The sequence below is a fragment of the Aerococcus agrisoli genome (assembly GCF_003797145.1).
Classification (GTDB): domain Bacteria; phylum Bacillota; class Bacilli; order Lactobacillales; family Aerococcaceae; genus Aerococcus; species Aerococcus agrisoli.
The window spans coordinates 14,766-37,563 of sequence record NZ_RKMG01000018.1 but is presented as its reverse complement, the minus strand read 5'-3'; the positions used below and the strand labels follow the sequence as shown (position 1 = coordinate 37,563).

The window sequence follows — 22,798 nt, the reverse complement described above, 5'->3', positions numbered from 1 at the left end:
ATGCAAAAAGATTAACCGTGTCAAAGCTTGCTATAATAGGCTTTTCGATGCAGTCATATTGAGAGGGCTATTTTTACCTCCTTCTATGTCCGCTAAGGGTAATTAGCAGACATAGAAAATAAACAAAAAGCAAATAAAAACAATTTCTTTTTACATAAATTAGCAACCTAATACATTTGCTAATTTAATTTGACCGCATTTGAAATGTTATAAATGTAATTTTTAAATCATGTTACCCTATTATCTAATGATAAAGCAACTTCAAAATTATACGATATCCAGTACAGATGTTGCCCCATTTTCCATATTTCCCACCATTTTATTTATTTTCCGAAATAATGGCAATTTCATTTTATTTCCGTTATAATGGCAATTCAAGGAGGAGTTTATATGACTACACCCTACATCGCACTTATCGGCGACCTAGTAGCTTCAAAATCAATTGAAAATCGTGATGATATGCAGAGTAAAATCCAAACAGTCTTTGACCAGTTAAATCAGACTTATCAAGCGCACTTCGTATCTAAACTGACACTTACCCTTGGCGATGAGTTTCAAGTGCTTATGCAGCCCAATAAAGCTGTCTGGCAGCTGATTGACGACCTACAACGCCTAATTCCCCACCCCATACGTTTTGGCATTGGCTACGGCGAAATAACGACTGAAATCAATCCTGATATTAGCCTAGGTGCGGATGGACCAGCTTATTGGCATGCGCGTAAGGCAATTAACCAACTAAAAGACCACAATTGGAATGGCATTTTACGGCAACAATTTATTGGCCGAGGCGATCAAGATGACACAATCAATACCATCTTGTTGCTAACTGACACCATTCGCGCAAATTGGACCCAAACCCAAGCCTACGTTTTTAATGGCTTATTAGCAGAAGGCATATACCAAGGCAATTTTAGCCAGCGCGACCTAGCACCCAAATTAGATTTATCAGAATCAGCCTTGAGCAAACGATTAAATTCCGGTCACATCAAAATCTACTTACAAGGACGAACAAATCTCGGCCAATTATTGGAGGTGGCAAATGATGAACAATAACGAAATCACCTTGCTACTATTCATCGCCCATTTCCTAGCCGACTATCATTTGCAAAGCGAAACGTTAGCTATGGATAAAAGTAGTAACTACCGGTCATTAGCAAAACACTTGGGTATCCATGCAATCGTCTTATTGACAGCATGCCTCATTACCCTCAACGTCGAGTTACTTTCGCTATTTGCCAGCGTTTGGCTTAGTCATGTAATTATTGACCACATTAAAATTTATCTTCAAGCACGGGTACAAGCAACCCTTAACACTGATAAATATTTTTATATTGCTGATCAAATCTTACATATTGTAGCCATTCTATACTTGAGTAACGTGGTATTTGCAGATCTAAATCATGAAATTACTTTTTTACCAACCATCTATATTCAGTGGTTACTACTACTTGTAATGGTGACAAAACCAGCCAACGTGACTTTTAAAATGTTATTCAGTCAATATCAAAATTATGAGATTTCACCGAAACAATCGACTACGGTTGCCGGTGCAGGTGCCATGATTGGAAATTTAGAACGCATTTTGTCGGCGGTATTTTTATCCCTAAATGCCCTGTCATCAATTGGTTTGATCTATACGGCTAAATCGATTGCCCGATTCAAGTTAATTGAAGAAAGCCAAGGATTTGCTGAATATTACTTGATAGGTACCCTGTATAGTATTCTGTTTGTATTAATTTCGTATTACCTAATTTTTTAATCGCAACAAAAAACATCCATCTCAATGCCAAATGGCACAAGATGGATGTTTTTCTTATTGTTTGAATAGTCGAATATTATAAGAAGTATGGGTCGTTCATTGGCTCAATGACTGACTTAGGATCGTCGTAGTTTGTATCGCGTCCTTCAGCTGGTAAATCTTTGGCAGATTCTGGATCAGCTGGTGTAGAAGGTACGTTTAAGTCTTCATAACCACGTGCATTGTCGATTTCGTTTTGTTCACGAGAATCATGTGTCATTGGTGTTAAATCAACATCATTGATATCAATACCTAAGGCTTTGGCTACACCTTCACCATAAGCTGGGTCTGCTTGGTAGCAGTGGTTGATATGACGATATTTAATTTGCCATGTTGAGTCACCCATATTACGCGCTGTATTTTCAAATAATACAAGTTGTTGTTCTGGCGTCATACGACGGAAGAATTCACCAGGTTGAGTGAAGTAATCGTTGTCGTCTTCACGGTAATCGTAGTAACCTGGTTCACCAGCATCTTGTTTAGGATCATGGTTTTGTGGATTATCTTTCCATGCACCGTATGAGTTTGGTGAAGTATTTTGTTCGCCACCTTCATGCATCATACGACCTAAACCACGTCTATGGTATGGGTTGAAGTCTTTCACACCACGTGGGTAGTTGACCGGGATTTGGAAGTAGTTTGTACCTAGACGGTAACGAGCAGCATCTTGGTATGAGAATAGACGTGCTTGTAACATACGGTCTGGTGAAGGACCTACACCTGGTACCATGTTAGATGGTTCAAAGGCAGCTTGTTCAACATCCATATGGTAGTTTTCAGGGTTTTTATTTAATTCAAAGTAACCAACTTCTTGTAATGGGAATTGGTCTTTGTACCAAACTTTTGTTAAGTCAAATGGGTTATAGTCTAAATTACGTGCTTCTTCTTCAGTCATTAATTGTACATACATTGTCCAACGAGGATATTGACCTTGTTCAATGGCGTTAAATAAATCACGTTGATGTGATTCACGGTCATTCGCAACAACTGCTGCTGCTTCTTGGTCAGTTAAGTTTAAGATACCTTGTTGAGAACGGAAGTAGAATTTCACCCAGATACGTTCATTGTCTTCGTTAATGAATGAGTATGCATGTGATGATGAACCGTGCATGTATCGATATGAAGATGGAATACCACGGTCAGACATTACTTTCGTTACTTGGAATAATGCTTCAGGTAATGAAGTCCAGAAATCCCAGTTTGTATTAGGGCTTCTCAAGTTAGATCTTGGGTCACGTTTAATAGCATGGTTTAAGTCCGGGAAACGTTTTGCATCACGGATAAAGAATACCGGTGTATTGTTCCCTACTAAGTCCCAGTTACCTTCTTCTGTGTAGAATTTAAGCGCGAAACCACGGATATCACGTTCTGCATCCCCAGCACCTTTTTCACCAGCAACTGAAGAGAAACGCGCGAACATTTCTGTTTCTTTCCCTACTTCTGAGAAGATTTTTGCTTTTGTATATTTTGTAATGTCATGCGTTACAGTAAAGGTACCGAAAGCACCAGAACCCTTAGCATGCATGATACGTTCTGGAATATTTTCTCTTGAAAAATGGCCAAGTTTTTCTTGTAACCAAACGTCCTCTAATAAACTTGGGCCGCGTTTACCAGCTGTTTTCGTATCTAAATCGTCAGTAACGGGAATCCCAGCATGTGTATGCATTTGGCCGTTATGACCGGATGTCTGCTGATTACGACTTTCTTGTTCAGGTCCTAATTGGTTCTTGTCCATTGGATTTTTCATAATGAATTCCTCCTAGAATTTGTAATTTTCAGACTTTCTTTCGAAGAATGGCAACAAGGCTATCTTCATATATCCACTATAACATAAGGATATATCTTAAAGGTTGAATTTAGTTTGGATTATTGCAAATGAATGAAAAAAGCAATGGCAGAATTGTAAGATTCCACCACTGCTTTTGTATGCTTTTATTGATATATTAAAATGCTATTTTGCCTTTAATCCATTTTGATAAAACAATTCTTGTTCATCTTCTGGCACCATTGAACCACCAGTTGCCCAGGCAATGTGTGTCATATTGTCAATTTTATCAGTAAGGTCATGTGCTTCAAGGTATTTACGCCCTGCTTCTGTATTGAATAAACGTTCAGGACCGACTAGACCAGCAGTTGCTGCGGGTTCTACAAAAATATCTTCAACATCTTTCAGCGTGGATAGCATACGGTTAGCTTCTTCATCTGTTAAAGTGTAGCCACCATTGAAAATATTTTGCATCAATTCTGCAACAATTTGAGAGGTTCTTGGGACAGCTAAGCCATCCATTACTGTTAAACCATCGATACCAAAATCATAGACTGAAATTTCAGCAAATTTTTGTGAAATCAACCCTAATAACATTGAAGGTACATGTGTTGGTTGCGCAAAGAAACAGTGTACATTATCACCATAAATTTGTTTTAACCCATATGTTACCCCACCAGGGCTGCCGCCGACACCACATGGTAGATAAACCATTAATGGGTGGTCTTCATCCACAACAATGTCTTGATCGATTAATTGTTGTTTTACACGGGATCCTGCTGTTGTGTAGCCAAGGAATAATTGGATGGAATGTTCATCATCGATGAAGTATGCGTATGGATCTGTTTCTGCGGCTTGACGCCCCTTGTTTACGGCTTCTGTAAAGTTGGTTTTATGTTCAAACACTTGGACACCATGACTTCTTAGATAGTCTTTTTTCCATTGTTTGGCTTCATGTGACATATGCACTTGCACATTAAAACCAATTTTCGCAGACATGACACCTGAAGAAATACCAAGGTTACCTGTTGTACCTACGACAACGGTATATTGTTTGAAGAAGTCTTGGAAAGCTGGAGAAGCAAATTGTGTGTAGTCGTCCTCGTAGCTATTTAAAAGCCCTTCCTCAAAGGCTAAAGCTTCCGCATGGTGTAATACCTCATAAATTGCCCCACGAGCTTTAATCGTACCAGCAATTGGTAATAAATCGTCACGTTTCAGTAAGAATTTTCCAGGAAAAGAAAATTCATATACATCTTCCAATGTTGATTTAAAATCTGAAATTTCTGAGATTGGCGATTCGATTAGACCATCCAAAGCTTTTGTATCTTCAAAAACAGTTTGGATGAAAGGTGCGAAACGTTTTAATCGTGCTTCGGCATCCTTAATATCTAAAACAGAAACGTCTAATTGCCCTTTTAGATTTTTAAACGGTATATGGTGATCATTCAACCATAATACGGGTTTTCGGTCGCGTATATCCCCTAAAATCCGCTCATTGTCTTGCTCAAAACGGGCATCTGTGATTTTTGCTGACATATCTATCCACCTTTTCGTATGTATTTTTAATGTAATTCAACTTAAAGAGTATAGCTAACTTAGGGTCTATAGTCAATGTTTCTAGGGAATGAAAAGGTTTTCTGAGAATGCTTGATTTTTATTTTTAATTAGAATATAATCAATTTCAAAGAGGTGTTTATACATGCAAAAAATTATTTTATTATTCACTACATATGGTTATGGCTATTACAATTAGCGTTCGTGTCCACTGGATATGAGCGCGCCTTTGCATGCATATCATATCAATAGTGGCGGTAAAATAATTTTCTGTAAACCGCTCCTGGTCGTATCGAGCGGTTTTTTTCTTTGTAGAGGAACCACCGGTGTTGACTGGTAGGTTCCTTTTTTAATAAAAAAAATTTTTGGGAGGTTTTTATATGGAAAATCGCGTCATTGGTGCCTTTAAAGCCAATCAAGTGATTGCCCTGTCGATTGCGACATTGTTATTTCTTGCTGCTATCGTCAATGCTGTCATGAACGCTGGCTTTTTGGGTATACCAGTAATCACATTCTCGGTATTAGCTATTTTCTTAGCGAGTATCATACTTTGGCTTTTTGTAGCCATCGATTGGCCAAGTGTCTTATGTTTAATTGCATTAGGTTTCTTACCAAATATGACCTACGGTGCTATATTCAAAGAATCATTTGGGAATGCAACGTTTGTCTTTTTATTTTTCACATTTATCGTTACCTATGCTTTGGAGCAAACGCTATTTTTGAAACGGGTATCCTCTTGGGCAATTAATAGTGCTTGGGCACAAGTAAGTCCATGGCGTTTTATCTTTGCATTTCTTTCTGTAATGTTATTGATTTCAACCTTCGTATCGCCTACAATCTTATTTATGATTGCTTTTCCAATTTACGAAGAAATTGTGCAACAATTTGGATTTGAAAAAGGCAATAAACAAGCTTCTAAAATTTTGATTGCACTTTTCTCAACCATTGCAATTGGGACTGCGATGACCCCAATTAACCACGTATTTGCGATTACTGCCATGGGTTTATATGAAACTTCTCAAGGCGTTGGTTTATCAAATGGCGATTACATGTCGTTTGCTGTACCAGCAGGATTAGTAATTTTTTCTATCCTACTCATCTCGTTGAAATTTATCTGGCGCCTAGATTTATCTGAGGTAACTTTGAGCAAAGTAGCTTCATTAGAAGATTTACCAAAGGCGGATAAAAAAGAAAAACGTGTTGTTAGTATCTTTATGTTCGTTATCTTTTTATGGTTAATGCCTGAATTATTAGGATTTTTATTACCTGGCATTGCGAGCTTCTTAAAGACTGCGGGTATTGCTTTCCCACCAATGATTGGTACCCTACTTTTAGCAGTAACTAGCGTTGATGGAAAACCTATTATCAAATTGCAAGATGCGATTGCCAAAGGTGTATTCTGGCCAAGTTTATTAATTGTTGCGGCCACTCTTTCTTTAGGATCAGTATTGTCAATGCCAGAGATGGGCGTGATTAGTTTAATTGAAGCCTTTTTAACACCATTAATTTCAGGATTGTCTCCTTTACTAATGGTAACCGTCTTCTTATTATGGGCAGGTATTCAAACGAACTTCTCATCCAATTTAGTAGCAGCTTCAGTCGTTTCTACGATTGCCATCACTGTCGTAACTTCTATGGGTGATGCCCAATCAATTTGGCAGTTCTAACTGCCCTAGTCGGTTTCATGGCATCAGCAGCTTATATGCCACCACCTGCCATGCCTTATGTAGCTATTTCAATTGGTTCTGGTTGGACGAGTGCCAAAGATACCTTCTTATATGGTTTATACCTATTAATTGTAACGACAGCTAGTGCCGTTTTAGTCGCGTATACAATTGGTAGCCAGCTTTTAAGTAATTTAGTTTAATAAAAATGTTGAATGACACTGGGATTTATAAAGGAGATTAATGATGTTAGAAAAACAACGTAATGAAATTGACCGTATCGACCGTGAAATCGTAAAATTATTTGAACAACGTACCAACACAGTCGAAGAAGTAGCAGAAATTAAATTAGCCAATGGCAAAGAAATTTTAGATGCTGGTCGTGAAGCAGCTGTAATTGAAAAGGTGCAATCTTACTTAGAAAATCCAGCTTTAAAAGACGAGTTAGCTGACCTATACACACAAATCATGCGTATTTCACGTGGACATCAGCAAGCCTGGATGGCCAAACAAGAAGAAAAATAAAATAATAAATAAAAAATCCACTGATTTCATTCAGTGGATTTTTTTCTGTCTATTTTAAAATGAGTTCTTTTAACCATTTTTCAACTAGTGGCACCCATTGTGCGGCAGTTTCGTTGATTTGATTTGGCATAACAGCAGATAATTCATTTGCTACGGATAAACCATGTGGACCAGCTTGGAAAATATGCATGGCAAATGGAATTTCATGTTCTTCCAGAGCCATTGCTAATGATAATGAATCGCGCACATTTACGACATCATCGTCACGCGTACCCCAAATAAATGTTGGCGGTGTTTTTTCATTCACTGTTCCCGGTACAGAATATTGTTCAACCTCTTCCTCACTTGGCATCGGTTTACCAAAACAAGCTAAAGAGATAGCTGTCGCATAAGCTTTGACATTTGGATCAGGATTAGCAATATTTTGACGATAGTAATAAGCAATATCCGTTAAGGCATAGCCAGAAATATTGAATGCTGGTTTCAAATCGCTACCCTTTAAACTCGTCGCATTTTGAATCAAGTCTGTGTGCCAAACATTACTGTACATACCTGTATTGTGGCCACCTGCTGAAAAACCAGCTAAACCAATTTTATCCGTATCAATATGCCATTCACTCGCATGTTGATGCAAAATTTCAAAAGCTCTAGCCGTTTCTTTCAAGGCATGTGGGAAAACTACGTCAGGTTTCACTGGAAATTGACCTTCTGCAATAATCTCAGCTGTCGTTTTCCCTTGACCATAGACTGAATAACGCAATACAAAGGCATTAAAGCCCATTGCATTGAATGCCATAGCTACTGGTTCCGCCTCGCGGTCAGAACAATACATATAAGAACCACCCGGGCAAATAATCACGGCAGGTCTTACCAAATCCACATTCGAAGTCCGAATAGGATCAATCACGTAAGTTGTTAACGTCACATCCTCACGGTCATCGTATAATTGAATGATTTCACTTTGCATGGGTTTCGCTCCTTTAAAATTCGTTAATGCAAGTATAACATTTGCCCCTCTTTCGTGAAAAAGAAAACCCCCATGATTCATTAAGAAATCCATGGAGGATAGTGCATTTTATTAAAATAGCATTATTCAGCTAGGCCAACACTGCGGACAAAACGCAAGAAGCCTTCTTTGCCCTCGGCGGTGTCTTTGTAAATACCCGCATCCTCTAGTACACGTGCAAATACCTGCCCTACTTCATCACGTACCATTGCTGCTACATTTTGATCATTAATGTCATGGCGCTTTTTGATTTCATCAGCCCACGGCAAATGGTAGTCAGCAATTTTGTTATCTTTCCCTAGTAAGTAACCTTCAACTTCAGCTAACTCATCTTTTAATCGTGGCGGTAAAATCGCCAAACCCATCACTTCAATTAGGCCGATGTTTTCTTTTTTGATATGTTGGACATCTTTGTGTGGATGATATACCCCATCTGGATGTTCGCTCGATGTGTGATTATCTCGTAAAACCAAATCAAGTTCAAATACATCCCCTCTTTTACGGGCAATTGGTGTAATTGTATGATGCGGTTCGTCCCCCGTATAAGCAATTACATCTTGCGCTGGATCCTCATATGATAGCCAAGTTAAGCGAATTTTCTCCGCTAAGGCAACTAAATCCGATTGCACTGTCCCCTGTAACCGGATGACAGACATAGGCCATTTGACAATCCCCGCTTGAATATCAGGGAAATCCTTGAAAGTAAATTGGCTTTCAAACGCTGCTTTAGCCATTGGAAACTCATGGCGCCCTGTTTGATAATGGTTGTGTGTTAAAATTGACCCCCCTACTATCGGTAAATCTGCATTGGATCCTGCAAAATAGCCCGGGAATATATCGACAATTGCTAATAATTGTTCAAATGTTTGTTGCGAAATCACCATTGGCACATGTTGGGTATTCAACACGATACTATGCTCATTGAAGTAGGCATAAGGTGAATATTGGAATCCCCATTCTTCATCCCCTAATTGCATGCGAATGATGCGATGGTTTGCACGTGCTGGATGATTAATACGGCCTTGATAGCCTTCATTTTCCATACATAATTGGCAAAGCGGATAGGAAGACGATTTGGCTTGTTTAGCAGCAGCGATGGCTTTAGGATCTTTTTCTGGTTTAGATAAATTGATGGTTATTTCCATGTCCCCATACTTGGTCGCACTGGTATAAGCAATGTTCTTAGCAATGGCGGCGACTTTGATGTAGTCGTTACGTTGGCTTAGATCATAAAAATCTTGAATTGCTTGGTCAGGACTATCTTGGTAAGTGGTCCAAAACTGGCGGTTGACGACACTTGGGACGGGTGTAATGAAGTTCATTAATTCAGCGCCTAAAGTGTCTCTTTCTTCGGCTAAGTCCCCTACTTTTCCATTCGCAACGGCAAGGTCTAATAAGGCATCACGCAAAGGAATGATTTTGCTAAGCGTGGTTGTTTGATTGGCGCCATCTTCGCCTACTAGCGCAAGCACGCGGTTACGCAAGTAGAAGTGGTCGTCGTTTGTGTAGTCACTATTTGCGATAACCTGTGTGATAAAGGCATCTACGAGTGTTGGCATGTCATCATCTCCTTGTTAATACGCGGGCACCGGTTGAAATTTCTGCAATATAAAATTGTGGTGGGTAGCCGATGGTTTCGGTGTAGACTTTACCGACTTGGTCTTGGAAGTCATCTACTTTGTCTTTTGCGACAATGGCGATACCACAGCCACCAAAGCCTGCGCCGGTCATACGAGCACCTAATACGCCTTCTTGCGCCCATGCTGTATGGGCTAAGGTATCTAATTCAATACCGGTTACTTCATAGTCATGCTCTAAGGAAACGTGAGAGGCGTTGATTAGACGGCCAAATTCTGCTAGATCTCCAGTTTGCAATGCTTGTCGTGCAAGTGCAGTTCGTTGGTTTTCCCAGACAGCGTGACGTGCACGTTTCAATCGATTGGCATCTTTGATGAGATATGCATATTGATCAAAGGTATTGGCATCAATAGCACCCAAGGAATCGATGTTTAATTCCTGGTTCAGTTCAGCCAGAGCTGTTTCGCATTCCGTGCGGCGTTCATTGTACTTGGAATCCGCTAGTTCCCGGCGTTTGTTGGTGTTCATAATGACAATGACATTGTCAGCTAAATCCAATGGTACGAGTTCATAATCTAGGGAATTCGTGTCTAGATAAATTGCCCGTTTATCTGCCCCCATACCGATGGCAAATTGGTCCATTATGCCTGAATTTAAACCAATAAAATCATTTTCGGTTTTTTTACCAATTTTTACTAAATCTAGTCTTTCTAAAGTTAAATCATACAATTCTTCAGCAATAATCCCAGTTAACAATTCAAGAGAAGCGGAAGATGATAAACCGGCCCCATTTGGGATATTTCCGTATACGTAAAGGTCAAATCCTGTGTCGATGGTATGCCCGGCTTCCTGCAAAAATTTGATAACCCCTTTTGGATAGTTGGTCCAGCTATCTTCTTTTGCGAAAACAAGTTCATTCAAGTTCACTTCAATGATGCCTTCATCTTCGAAATTAGCTGAATAAAAGCGGAAAATCTGATCGTCTCGTTTACGAGCAGCACCATAGGTACCTAGGGAAATGGCTGCGGGGAATACATGTCCCCCATTGTAATCTGTATGTTCACCGATTAGGTTAATTCGGCCTGGTGAGAAAAATGTTGCATCAGCTTGAGTGTCAAAAATAGCTGTAAAAGCTTGATTTAATGTTGTCGTATCCATAAGCGTTCTCCTTGATTCGTATTATAGTTCTATTATATGTCATTAGAAAAATATATTCGATATTTTTACTAAACTTTTACTAATACAAATCAATCTATGCTATAATAAAGAAAATACATCACAAAGGAATTAAGGATATGGCGACTTTAAAAGATATTGCAAAATTAGCAAAAGTTTCGCAAGCGACTGTTTCTCGTGTATTAAATCGCGACGAAACCCTTTCTGTTGGCGAGGACACGAAACATCGTATTCTAGCCATCGCTGATGATTTGGGTTACACCAAACATCAAAAGACGACAAACCAACCTAAGAACAAACAAAAAATCGCTGTAGTGCAATGGTACAGTGAACAAGAAGAATTAAATGACCTATACTACTACGCGATTCGTATTGGTATTGAAAAACGTGCGGATGATTTAGCCTATGACATTGTCCGTTATTTCAACAATCAAATTATGGATATAACTGAAGATATCGCTGGTATCATTGCGATTGGTAAATTTTCAAGCCAACAGATCAAGGATTTAGAGGCGTATGACCGCAAACTTGTTTTTGTGGATTCTGACACCCTTAATGCGGGCCACCCTTGTGTCACGACGGATTTTGATAATGCTGTGGTTCAAGTCTTGGATCACTTTATACAACATGGTTTAACAAATATCGGCATGATTGCCGGTGAGGAAAAAACCACGGACGGCAAGGAACAATTGATTGATCAACGTTTTAGAACTTTCCGGAATTATGCATCAGAACTTGGTGTCTATCAAGCGCGTAATACTTATATTGGCGATTTCTCTGCACAAGCTGGCTATGAATTAATGAAACAAGCCATCACAGAGCTAGGAGATGACCTACCGCAGGCTTTCTTTGTTGCCAATGATACCTTAGCTATTGGTGCATTACGTGCCCTACAGGAAGCTGGTATTTCCGTTCCTGGACGGGTAAGCTTGATTTCGTTTAATGATACACCATTAGCGAAACAAATCTTCCCTGCCCTTTCAAGTGTCACTGTCTTTACTGAAGAAATGGGCCGCATCGCTGTGGATACTTTAAATCGTCAGTTGATTAATCCTGAAGTTGTGCCAACAATGACACGCCTTGCAACCCGATTAAGTTTACGCGACTCCAGTCTATAAATATGTTATTTGTATCATTTCAGCATCACAAAAAAGGTAACTAGCAATGATATCATTGCTAGTTACCTTTTTTCATATATGGATCTAATCAATTAAACAAGTTTTACGCTGAAGGCGTCCCAGGCTTCTAAAGTGACTTTGCTTAAGTCACCTGGTACAGCAGTGTTAGCAATGACGATTTCGTCAGAAGTGCCGTTAAAACTGAAGTCTTGCGCTTCATCAGATACGTTCACAACGATTAGGTACGCTTCGTTCGGCGTTCTGCGGATGTAGGCAAATACCTTGTCTGCAGTGTCTAATAATTCAAAGTCCCCATCGATTAACCAGTCTGCGTTTTTACGTAATTGGACAAGTGCTTGATAGGTGTAAAAAATACTATCTTGGTCAGCTAAGGCATTTTTCACATTAATATCCTTATAGTTGGGATTAACTGGTAACCAAGTTGTTTCAGCGCTTGAAAAGCCTGCATTCTTGGTGTCATCCCATTGCATCGGCGTACGCGCATTGTCACGTCCAATTAGGCGAATACTGTCCATAATTTGCCCGATAGATTGGCCGTTTGCTTGAGCTTCACGCGCATAGTTTAAGGACTCGATGTCATCCAATTCACTCAAGCTATTAAATGGATAATTGGTCATGCCGATTTCTTCACCTTGATAAATATAAGGCGTACCGCGCATTAAATGTAATAGAATAGCCAAAGCTTTAGCAGATTTGACCCTGTTTGGTCCAGTTGCACCCCAAATAGATAAGACACGTGGTAGATCGTGGTTATTCCAGAATAAAGAGTTCCAACCTTGGCCAAGCCCTAGTTCCGTTTGCCATTTGTTGAAGATTTTCTTCAAGGCAGGCACATCTAATTCATCTTCGAAATCCCATTTTGGGGCATCCGGTTTATGTTGCAAGCCAATATGTTCAAATTGGAAAACCATCGATAACTCATTGCTGTCAGGATTTGAATATAGTTGGGCAATTTCCGGTGTAGCGCCCCAAGTCTCACCAACAGTCAATAAGTCATGTTTACCAAATGAGGCAGCATTCATCTCCTTAATATAGTCATGTAATTTTGGTCCATTATTGACGATGCCTTGATCAGGAATTTTACCAATCATATCGATGACATCCATCCGGAAACCACCAATGCCTTTATCAATCCAGAAATTCATCATGTCATAGATTTTTTGACGTAAATCTGCGTTTTCCCAATTTAAATCAGGTTGTTTTTTACTGAAAAAATGTAAATAGTATTGACCCGAAGCCTCGTCTTTTTCCCAAGCTGATCCGCTAAAAATGGATTCCAGGTCATTGGGTTCATCGCGCCAGATATAATAGTCACGTTCAGGGCTTGATGGATTGCTACGTGCTTCCACAAACCAAGCGTGCTCATCTGATGTATGGTTGACCACTAAGTCCATAATAATACGAATGCCTCGCTTATTCGCTTCATCAAGTAAAACTTCCATATCATTCATATCACCAAACATTTCAGCGATTGCCTCGTAATTGGCGATATCATAGCCGTTATCATCCATTGGGCTATCATAGACTGGCGATAACCAGATAGCTGTGATGCCTAAGTCCTGTAAATAATCCAATTTGCTGGTTATCCCTTTTAAGTCTCCTATACCGTCACCATTCGCATCGGCAAATGATTTAGGGTAAACCTGATAGATTGTTGCCTTATGCCACCAACGTTTTTCCATTCCACACACTCCTTATATTCGTGTTGTCTTTTATCTTAAGTTTATTTTATCAGTTTATGCAAGCGTTTGCATTAATTATCTCAAAAATAGCTGGGAAGTTTCGTCCCCAGCTTATCTTTTTATTATCCATTAACGAATCGCTTGCTCAGTTTCTAAATCAAAGAAATGACCTTTTGTAATGTTAAAGGTTAAGGCTACTTTGTCTCCTGGTACGAAGGTATCACGCGCAGATACACGTGCTACGTATTCAGTTTGACCAAGTTTTAGATATAACATCGTTTCAGGACCAAGTAATTCTGAAACCACTACCTCACCTGTTACTGTGTCTTCAGGATACGCTTCAATCGCGATGTTGGTATCAAGAATATCTTCTGGACGGATACCAAAAATCACTTCTTTTCCTAAGTAGCCACGTTCGCGTAATACTTTGGCTTGCCCTTCTGGAATCGCAATATCTAATCCATCTTTATTGGTAATGCGATTTTCGCCAACGGTAACTGTGAAGAAGTTCATTGACGGACTTCCGATGAAGCCTGCTACGAATTTGCTGACTGGTTCATTGTATAGCTCTTGTGGTGTACCAATTTGTTCGATGCGACCAATTGTACCTGATCCATCAGCATTTTTAGTTGCGTTCATGATAACGATACGATCTGCTAAAGTCATGGCTTCTGTTTGGTCATGGGTAACATAGATGGTTGTTGCCCCAATTTTACGTGTAATTTTCGCAATTTCTGTACGCATGGATACACGTAACTTCGCATCAAGGTTTGATAAAGGTTCATCCATCAAGAATACTTTGGCATCGCGGACAATTGCACGACCCATGGCTACACGTTGACGTTGCCCACCTGATAAGTCAGCTGGTTTACGTTGTAAGAAATCAGTTAAGCCTAAAATTTCGGCTGCTTCGTTGACACGTTTATCGATGTCAGCTTTGTCGTATTTACGTAATTTTAGTCCGAAAGCCATGTTCTCGTAAACTGTCATGTGTGGGTACAAAGCATAGTTTTGGAATACCATCGCGATATCACGATCTTTAGGTGATTTGTTGTTGACTACTTCGCCACCAATTTTTAATTCACCCTGGCTAATTTCTTCTAGGCCTGCAACCATACGTAGTGTTGTCGATTTACCACAACCAGATGGTCCGACAAAGACAATGAACTCCTTGTCTTTAATATCTAAATTAAAGTCTTCTACAGCGTAGTCAGTGGCATTTGGGTATTTTTTATAGATATGATTAAGGTTTAATTCTACCATGTTATACTCTCTTTCTATTCAAAATGAACGGGACGGTCGTTTTCAAAGACACTAAAGCGTAAATCAAGTAAGTTAATATTGGCTTCAGCTGTCACTGATTTATCGGCATTATAGCGGGTAATGATAATGGTGTTGGCATCCGGTGTTGCCACTTCGATACCACCATCTAGATCAAAGGCTTCACTCTCATTACGGAAGGTAAATAATTGCAGTAATTTTTGCACTAGTGGTCGTTGAACTTCGCGACCGATTTCTTCATTTGTATAGTAATGGCGATTAATGTTTCGCCCTTCTTTGGTATTCTCTAGTAGCTCCAAGTCATTTTTCCCAGCGAGTAAGCCCACATAATAGACTTGCGGAATACCAGGTGCAAATGCTTGAATCAAACGAGCTAAGAAATATTTCTTGTCATCGTCACCTAGTGCAGAATAATAAGTCGTATTGATTTGATAGATATCTAAATTATTATATTCGGCAGAAGAATACTTCCGTTTGACATTAGCCCCTACTTTATAGAGTTCATTAGAGGTAAAATCAATTTCCTCATCCGTTAAAATATCCTTCACGTCGACAACCCCTATACCGTCATGTGTATCCAGGGTGGTGAATTGTTTCATGGGACTCATCTTCAACCACTTAGCCAATTGGTGTGTCTTGCCCGAGAATAAGGAATGCAAGGTAACCATTGGTAAAGCAAAGTCATAGACGAAGTAGCCGTGATCAGCAAGTTTAAAAGGAATGGTATAGTGTTCATGGATTTCTGGTAGAATATCGGCGCCTGCTTCTTGCGCAATGGCTTGCACACGATCAAGCAAGTCCCAAATTTCTGGTTCCACGAAAAAGTCATTGGTATCCAGTTTTTTAATTGCGTAGGCAAAGGCATCAAGTCGGATTAAGTCGCAGCCGTTAGCAACAAGGTTTTCAATTGTATCTTTGATGAAATCCATGGTCACTTGTTTGGTAACGTCAAGGTCGATTTGTTCTTCCCCAAAAGTATTCCATAAATGTTCCGTAGAGCCATCGGCGAAGGTGATTTCCTGCATTGGTGCTTTATCCTTACGTTTATAGATTAAGTCGATGTCGGCCTGTGTAGGTCGTCCACTCGGCCAGAATTTTTCCCAGCGTAGGAATAAGTCAGCATAGGCAGATGCGTCCTTTTTCGCTTGGAAGTCTTTATAATAAGTGGACTGGCGGGAAATGTGGTTGATCATAAAGTCGAACATTAAGTAATATTTGTCGCCTAGGGCTTTGACGTCATCCCAATCACCAAATGCTGGGTCGACTTGGCCATAATCTACGGGTGCAAACCCTCTATCCCCTGTTGAGGGGAAGAATGGTAGTAGATGCACGCCGCCAATGGCTTTGCCAAAGTGTTGGTCGATATTTGCCTTTAAATCTTTTAAGTTGCTGCCTAAACTGTCGGAATAGGTAATTAGCATGGTTTTATTTTGGAAAGTCATGTGAATACTCCTTTACTTCGTTGTAGGCTATTTGACTGCCCCGTTGCTCATACCAGAGATGATATTCTTTTGGAAGATCAAGTAAACAATTGTAATGGTGATGATACCCACTACGTATGAAGCGAAACTTGGACCGTAATCGTTGAAGTATTGTCCCGTGTAGTTGTATTGGAACAATGGTAGGGTCCACATTTCGGCATTTTTGTTCAAAATTAGTAACGGCAACATGAAGTCATTCCAGAACCATAAAGCATTGATGATTAGGGTTGTTGCATGCATTGGTTTAAGCATCGGGAAGATGATTTTACGGTAAGTGGTAAAACGGTCAGCCCCATCAATCATTGCTGCTTCATCTAGACTATCTGGTACGCTCAGTTTGATATAACCCACATATAAGAAAAGCGTTTGTGGAATAGCGTAAGTTAGATACAAGAGGATTAAGCCCCACATGTTGGCTAAGCCTAAACGACTCATCATAACAGTGATTGGGATCATGATTACTTGGAAAGGTACAAAGATACCTAAGATTAATAATGAATACATAATCGCAAAGGCTTTATGTTTAGACATATTACGTGCTATTGAATAAGCTGCTGCTGGAATGAATAAAGTAACAAGGATGACAGATAAAACTGTAATCACTGCTGAGTTCCAGAAGTAGTGGCCAATACCGTCCGCAATCAACCGTGCATAGTTATCAAAGGTTGCTGGGTTTGGAAAGGCAAAGAAATGTTGCATGATATCTTGTGTAGTTTTAAATGATGAAAATACTGTCGCTAAAAGTGGAATCAAGATTAAGATTGCCCCAACGATTAGGAGGACGTATTTCCAAATTTGATTGAATCGTTCTTCATTTTTCATAAGGTCTTCCTCCTAGATTTCAAAGCGACGTGACAAGCGAATTTGGATTACTGATACAACAGCAATAATTAAGAATAAGACAATGGCGATGGCATTCGCGTAGCCGTATTGGTTACTCTTAAAGGCGTAGTTATAAACTAGTAAACCAATTGAAGTGGTTGAATTGCTTGGGCCACCACCTGTTAAGGCAAAGATTTGGTCAAAGGCTGTTAAGCCACCTTTCAATGCCATAATGAATACCATTGAGATACTTGGTAGTAAATATGGCAATTCGATGTTGAAGAAAGTTTGTTGGCTGTTAGCCCCGTCAATAGCGGACGCTTCAATAATTTCTTCCGGAATACTTTGTAAACCAGCTAAGAAAATAATGATTGGCATCGCTACCCCTTGCCATAATAGAACGAAGATAGCTGCGAAAACCGCACCACTCGTTGAACCTAACAAGGATTCTTGTAACCAGCTAATATTCAAAGCTTGGCCAATAGTAGGTAAACCGTAGTTGAATACTTGTTTGAAAATCAAAGATACAGTCAAACCTGATAGAACTGCTGGGAAGAAATACCATGCTCTAAAGAAGGTACGTCCCTTGATTTTAGAATTTAGTAAACGTGCAATTAAGATGCCAATGACGATTTCACCAACAATTAGTGAAAACGTCAAAATTAGGGTAAAACCAATTGCTTTCATAAACTTGCTATCTGACATTAAAATAATGTAGTTATTTAAACCAACAAAGTCGAAATTATAGGTTAGCCCTGTCCAGTTTGTAAAACTATAGAAGGCACCTTGAAACATTGGAAAATAGAAGAAAATAGCTTGTAGCAGCAAGGGGATAATTAAAAATACCCAACCCCAATATTTATTGATTGTTTTTCTCATGTGATCTTTCCTCCTACTCTAGGTCTGCTTTCATCGGATTGAAGAAGGCATTTAATTCATCAGCTAATCCTTCTAAATCTTGTGTCATTAAGTAGTTTGCTGTGGCCGTAAAGAAATCTTCCTCACTGGTCCAGTGTTGTGCCATCCACACATAGTGTTTATCAGTGAAGGCTAATTCATTCAAGGCTTTAAGTGGTGAATCGGTATCTTCCTCAACCCCGATTACAGCAACTGGTGAACCATCAACATCATAGTATTTTTGCATTGGTTCTGGTGTTGTCATATAAGCCACAAAAGTTTCTGCTGCTTCTAAGTTTTCTGTTTCAGCTGCAATAGATAAAGCCAAGTCACCCGCACCTACCGTAGCACTTTGTCCGGGTTCTTCACCTGGAAATGCAAAAGTAGAAATTTCAAATGCAGGATCTTGTTGACGCATTGCGGCTAATGCCCATGAACCATTGGTCGTCATTAGGGCTTCTTCTGTTGTGAAGGCTACAATGGCATCGTTGTAAGATGCACCCTTCCAGTTTGCTTGTTGATTACCTTCTTCAGCAATTAAATCAAGTCTAGATGCATCCGCTTGTAAAATCTCATCATCAGCTGAAATGCTATTTGGTTGAGAATAACGTAGGTACTCATTCGCTGCATCCGCACTACCCGTTGTTGTAATCAATGATAATTGATGGTAACCATTCAAGGTCCACCCTTCCGTACCGGCAATGGCAAATGGTGTTTCACCTGCAGCCTTGATATCATCAACTAATTGGACAAATTCATCCCAAGTTTCAGGTGCTTCTAAGCCCAACTCTTCAAATTTTGTTTTGTTGTAGTAAATCCCTGATACATTGGCAGTTAGCGGTACATTATAAACTTTGCCGTTGATTGCATACTTATCAGCATATTGATTTTTTAAATTATCTAGATAGTCTTGACCAGTCATATCATAGAAGAAACCAGCATTAGCCCATTCTTGGAAATCAATATTTTGTGGGTACAAGTTAATCACATCTGGCACGTCACCTGATAGCATCCGCGTTTTTAACACTGTACCAGCATCCGGTACACTGGTCATTTGTACGTCGATATCCGGATGCAACTTTTCAAAATCTTGAATGATTTCTTCAAGTGTTGCTTCCATTTCTTTCTTCTGATTGAAAAATTCAATCACCACTTTGCCATCAGCGTTTGTTTCTTCATTGTTACCGCATGCGGCTAATGCAAGTACGCTAGCTGAGGCAATGCCCAAATAACTAAGCTTCTTAAACCATTTCATTCGACTTTCCTCCTAATTGATTGCTTTAAAATGATAACGGTGGGAAACAAAATCTTCTTTCATCGGTGCTTCATACCAACCCATCCATTCTAATTCACTACCAGTTACGACTTCCTTGGTCGCAACATTTTCATAGACCTTGTCTGATTGAAGACCACGCAATTTCACTTGATGAATGGATTGTTGTGCTGTGTTTAAAACGCCAAAAGTAAAGACTAGAATTTCAGATTTATCGTCATTGGTAAACATCCATGCCGTTTCATTGCCTTCGAATGGACTTTCTAATCGTGTGAAGTTACCATATTGCACTAATGGACGAATATCCTTGTAGACTGCAACTTGGGCTTTGACCAAATCTTTCTCAGCCTTACTCAATTGTGTTAAATCTAATTCGTAACCTAACACACCACTCATTGCGACATCACCACGCGTATCAAAAGGTGTGATACGGCCTGTTTGATGATTTGGCACCGCTGATACATGAGACGTCATGAGTGACGTTGGATAAAATAACGATGTACCGTATTGAATGTTTAGTCGTGCAATTGCATCAGTATTATCACTTGTCCATGATTGTGGCATATAGTAGGCGAAACCTACATCAAAGCGGCCACCCCCACCAGAACAACCTTCCCACAAAATATCAGGATACTTAGTCGTTAAGTGCTCTAGCATTTCGTATAAACCTAAGGTATAACGATGTAGTACTTCGCCTTGGCGATCTGACGGTAAACTTGGTGAATAGATATCTGAAATATGACGGTTCATATCCCACTTGATGTAATCAATATATCCTTCATCCAAAATGCTTTCGATTTGCGCAATCACATTATCTCTGACTTCTTTACGTCCGATATCAAGTACAAATTGTTGGCGGCTTGGGTAAGGTGTTCGACCAGGTACAGCTAATCGATAATCAGGATGATTACGTAAAAGCTCTGAATCTTCAGAAATCATTTCTGGTTCAAACCATAAACCAAATTTCAAATCTTGTTGGTGTACATAGTCAGCAAATTGACGAATACCTTTAGGGAACTTGCGGTTATCTACAAACCAATCACCTAAAGAACTGTCATCATTATCTCGGTGGCCAAACCAACCATCATCAAGGACAAACATTTCTATGCCTAGATTTTTTGCTTCATCAACAATAGGTCGTAATTTTTCTTCGTTGAAGTCAAAATAAGTAGCTTCCCAGTTATTGACTAAAATTGGACGTAAAGCATGTTGGTGTTTGCCACGTGCTACACGGTCACGAATCAAGCCATGGAAGGTTTGACTCATCTGGTTTAAACCTTTGTTGGCGTAAACCATGATGACTTCTGGTGTTTGAAAGTTTTCACCGGATGCCAGTTGCCAAGCAAATAGTTCTTCATTAATCCCGATAACCACCCGTGTTTGTTGGATTTGGTCACGTTCAATCTCTAAAGCATGATTACCAGAATATACCAAAGCAAAACCATACGCTTCACCATTAAATTCATCCGTTTGTGGTTGCGCTAAAATCATGGTGTTATTCATTTGGTGACTAGAAGTACCTCGTCGACTCGCTAAGCGCGTTTGCCCATAAGATAATGACTGGCGATTGATATGGCGTTCATTTACATGTGCCCCAGGTAAGGAAATTAAATCAAAATCTTGAGCTGGTAAATCCAATGCCAAAGAAGCAATTTTATCAATGGTTACTGGTTTCGTTGAAATGTTGCGTAAGTTTACTGATCGCGTAATCGCAGAACGGTCAGCGTAAATGGTGTAAGACAAGGCTAATTCAAGACCTGCATAGGCATCTACTAACGTAACCACGAGTGTTTCTGCTTCATCCTCTGTAACTATATAAGCTGAAGGTAGCCCCTCCAGTAGCGGTTTTCCAGGAATGATTTCATAGCGATCATATACAAAACGTGTTGCTTGACTGCCATTTTCCTGACTAACTAATATAGCTGGTATACGATAATCACCTTCACCAGTACCGCTATATTCTCTCAGTAAAGTATCTGGCGAATACCCTCGCTCCAGACTATCTGGTAAATTTCCGGAGAAACCGCGGTCAATTCGAGGATATTTACGTTGACCGTGATATTGTTCAATGCGCGTACCAAAGTATAAATGACTTAATAAGCCGCCCTCTTCAACGCTTAAAAGGTAAGAGATGTGTTCGTTTCTCAGGTGAAAGACCTGTGTTTCTGCATCATATGAAATGTAATGCGCCATAATTTACTCCTTTAGTTCCATCAGTATTGGTTTACTAATTTATTTACTAAAAGTTTACCAATAAGTAAGCGCTTTACAAATGGCATAATGTTTCCTAAACATGGTATAATGTTGCCTAATTAGGGAGGCGTGAAAAATGACTTTAAATACATACAATGAATTTGATAACAATAATTTTGATTTAAATATTGATCACTATGGTTATGAGTCATGCCCGCCAAATTATGCCTTCGGTCCAAGTGTTCGTAACGACTATGTTTTGCACTACATTATTGAAGGCAGTGGCCAATTCACCATTCATGATCAAGTAACCGCTTTGCATGCAGGAGATATATTTATCCTGCCGAAAGATGTTGTTACCTACTATCAAGCAGATAATGAAACACCATGGTCCTATATTTGGGTTGGCTTTTCTGGATCTAAAGCAGAAGGCATTCTCCACCAATCTAGTCTTATGGAAAAATGTTTTGCGACAAGTCTAGCAAACTCTAAAATTTTAGAACAAATGTATCGATTAATTGCATATGCTGATAAAAAATTTACTGAAAGTAATGAATTAGAAATTATTGGTGAATTATATAAATTGTTAGCCTATTTAATTGAGGAATTTCCTAATCAAGATGGAAGAGAAGGTCATAACAACCATAAAAAGTATATGAAGCAAGCTTTAAAAATTATTCATAGCCAGTATGATACGCCATTACAGGTAGCTACAATTGCTGAAAAATTGAATTTAAACCGTAGTTATCTCTACAAAATATTTAAGGAAGAAACTGGTCAATCAATTAAAGATTACATCTTAATGGTAAAAATGGAGAAAAGCTGTGATTTGCTGACCAAGTCAAGTTTAACGATCTCACAAATCGCCACCTCGGTTGGGTTTACAGATCCCCTAGCCTTTAGTAAAGTTTTCAAGAAAACTTATCAAGTAAGTCCTATGCAATATCGGAAATTAAAATAA

19 protein-coding genes are annotated in these 22,798 nt (G+C 39.3%); 7 read left to right on the top strand and 12 right to left on the bottom strand.

Features of this window, described 5'->3' with window-relative positions; all coding sequences use genetic code 11:
- Positions 1–390 precede the first annotated feature (390 nt).
- A complete protein-coding gene (locus EF384_RS06380; RefSeq protein ID WP_123780398.1) occupies positions 391–1,053 on the top strand; it encodes a SatD family protein in 663 nt (220 codons plus the stop codon).
- On the top strand, positions 1,040–1,759 hold the full coding sequence (locus EF384_RS06375) for a DUF3307 domain-containing protein (RefSeq protein ID WP_123780396.1): 720 nt from the start codon (positions 1,040–1,042) through the stop codon (positions 1,757–1,759). Before EF384_RS06380 ends, EF384_RS06375 begins: the two co-directional genes overlap by 14 nt.
- 76 nt (positions 1,760–1,835) lie before the next feature.
- Here EF384_RS06375 and EF384_RS06370 read toward each other — a convergent pair whose 3' ends face one another.
- The gene (locus tag EF384_RS06370) at positions 1,836–3,545 is read right to left on the bottom strand and encodes a catalase (protein ID WP_123780394.1); all 1,710 of its coding nucleotides are present in this window, start codon (positions 3,543–3,545) and stop codon (positions 1,836–1,838) included.
- A 204-nt stretch (positions 3,546–3,749) separates the two neighbouring features.
- Positions 3,750–5,102, bottom strand: a complete 1,353-nt coding sequence (dsdA, locus tag EF384_RS06365) for a D-serine ammonia-lyase (protein WP_123780392.1) — start codon at positions 5,100–5,102, stop codon at positions 3,750–3,752.
- Between the two features lie 398 nt (positions 5,103–5,500).
- Between dsdA and EF384_RS06360 the strand changes: the two genes are divergently transcribed.
- Genes EF384_RS06360 through EF384_RS06355 form a run of 3 tightly spaced genes read left to right on the top strand, consistent with a single transcriptional unit; the run spans position 5,501 to position 7,309 of the window.
- Positions 5,501–6,787: an SLC13 family permease gene (locus EF384_RS06360; protein WP_233570058.1), complete on the top strand. Its 1,287-nt coding sequence runs from the start codon at positions 5,501–5,503 to the stop codon at positions 6,785–6,787.
- Positions 6,775–6,987, top strand: coding sequence for a hypothetical protein (locus EF384_RS09835; RefSeq protein ID WP_233570057.1), 213 nt, complete (start codon positions 6,775–6,777; stop codon positions 6,985–6,987). The genes EF384_RS06360 and EF384_RS09835 overlap by 13 nt, the downstream gene beginning before the upstream one ends.
- A 43-nt stretch (positions 6,988–7,030) precedes the next feature.
- A complete protein-coding gene (locus EF384_RS06355) occupies positions 7,031–7,309 on the top strand; it encodes a chorismate mutase (protein ID WP_123780390.1) in 279 nt (92 codons plus the stop codon).
- Between the two features lie 49 nt (positions 7,310–7,358).
- Here the strand turns inward: EF384_RS06355 and EF384_RS06350 are convergent, their stop codons facing one another.
- The 3 genes from EF384_RS06350 to EF384_RS06340 form a co-directional block, all read right to left on the bottom strand.
- Positions 7,359–8,276, bottom strand: a complete 918-nt coding sequence (locus tag EF384_RS06350) for an alpha/beta hydrolase (RefSeq protein WP_123780388.1) — start codon at positions 8,274–8,276, stop codon at positions 7,359–7,361.
- 122 nt (positions 8,277–8,398) lie between these two features.
- Entirely contained in the window at positions 8,399–9,874 is a 1,476-nt protein-coding gene (gene galT / locus EF384_RS06345) for a UDP-glucose--hexose-1-phosphate uridylyltransferase (protein ID WP_123780386.1), read from the bottom strand.
- Positions 9,875–9,878: 4 nt separating this feature from the next.
- The gene (locus EF384_RS06340) at positions 9,879–11,051 is read right to left on the bottom strand and encodes a galactokinase (RefSeq protein WP_123780384.1); all 1,173 of its coding nucleotides are present in this window, start codon (positions 11,049–11,051) and stop codon (positions 9,879–9,881) included.
- Between the two features lie 137 nt (positions 11,052–11,188).
- Here EF384_RS06340 and EF384_RS06335 point away from each other — a divergent pair, with 137 nt between their 5' ends.
- Entirely contained in the window at positions 11,189–12,187 is a 999-nt protein-coding gene (locus tag EF384_RS06335) for a LacI family DNA-binding transcriptional regulator (RefSeq protein WP_123780382.1), read from the top strand.
- A 92-nt stretch (positions 12,188–12,279) separates the two neighbouring features.
- On the opposite strand, the gene dexB is transcribed toward EF384_RS06335, so the two are convergent.
- From dexB to EF384_RS06300, 7 genes are all read right to left on the bottom strand, one after another.
- Positions 12,280–13,890 carry a glucan 1,6-alpha-glucosidase DexB gene (gene dexB, locus EF384_RS06330; protein ID WP_123780380.1) on the bottom strand — a complete coding sequence of 537 codons (1,611 nt, stop codon included), beginning with the start codon at positions 13,888–13,890 and terminating at the stop codon, positions 12,280–12,282.
- 129 nt (positions 13,891–14,019) lie between these two features.
- Positions 14,020–15,153, bottom strand: coding sequence for an ABC transporter ATP-binding protein (locus tag EF384_RS06325; RefSeq protein ID WP_123780378.1), 1,134 nt, complete (start codon positions 15,151–15,153; stop codon positions 14,020–14,022).
- 14 nt (positions 15,154–15,167) lie between these two features.
- Positions 15,168–16,613: a sucrose phosphorylase gene (gene gtfA / locus EF384_RS06320; protein WP_123780376.1), complete on the bottom strand. Its 1,446-nt coding sequence runs from the start codon at positions 16,611–16,613 to the stop codon at positions 15,168–15,170.
- A 27-nt stretch (positions 16,614–16,640) separates the two neighbouring features.
- Positions 16,641–17,474, bottom strand: coding sequence for a carbohydrate ABC transporter permease (locus EF384_RS06315; protein ID WP_123780374.1), 834 nt, complete (start codon positions 17,472–17,474; stop codon positions 16,641–16,643).
- 12 nt (positions 17,475–17,486) lie between these two features.
- Positions 17,487–18,353 (bottom strand): carbohydrate ABC transporter permease, encoded by an 867-nt coding sequence (locus EF384_RS06310; RefSeq protein WP_123780372.1) that lies wholly within the window; start codon positions 18,351–18,353, stop codon positions 17,487–17,489.
- 13 nt (positions 18,354–18,366) lie between these two features.
- Positions 18,367–19,626, bottom strand: coding sequence for an extracellular solute-binding protein (locus tag EF384_RS06305; protein WP_123780370.1), 1,260 nt, complete (start codon positions 19,624–19,626; stop codon positions 18,367–18,369).
- Between the two features lie 12 nt (positions 19,627–19,638).
- Entirely contained in the window at positions 19,639–21,837 is a 2,199-nt protein-coding gene (locus EF384_RS06300; RefSeq protein WP_123780368.1) for an alpha-galactosidase, read from the bottom strand.
- Between the two features lie 136 nt (positions 21,838–21,973).
- Here EF384_RS06300 and EF384_RS06295 point away from each other — a divergent pair, with 136 nt between their 5' ends.
- A complete protein-coding gene (locus tag EF384_RS06295; RefSeq protein WP_123780366.1) occupies positions 21,974–22,798 on the top strand; it encodes an AraC family transcriptional regulator in 825 nt (274 codons plus the stop codon).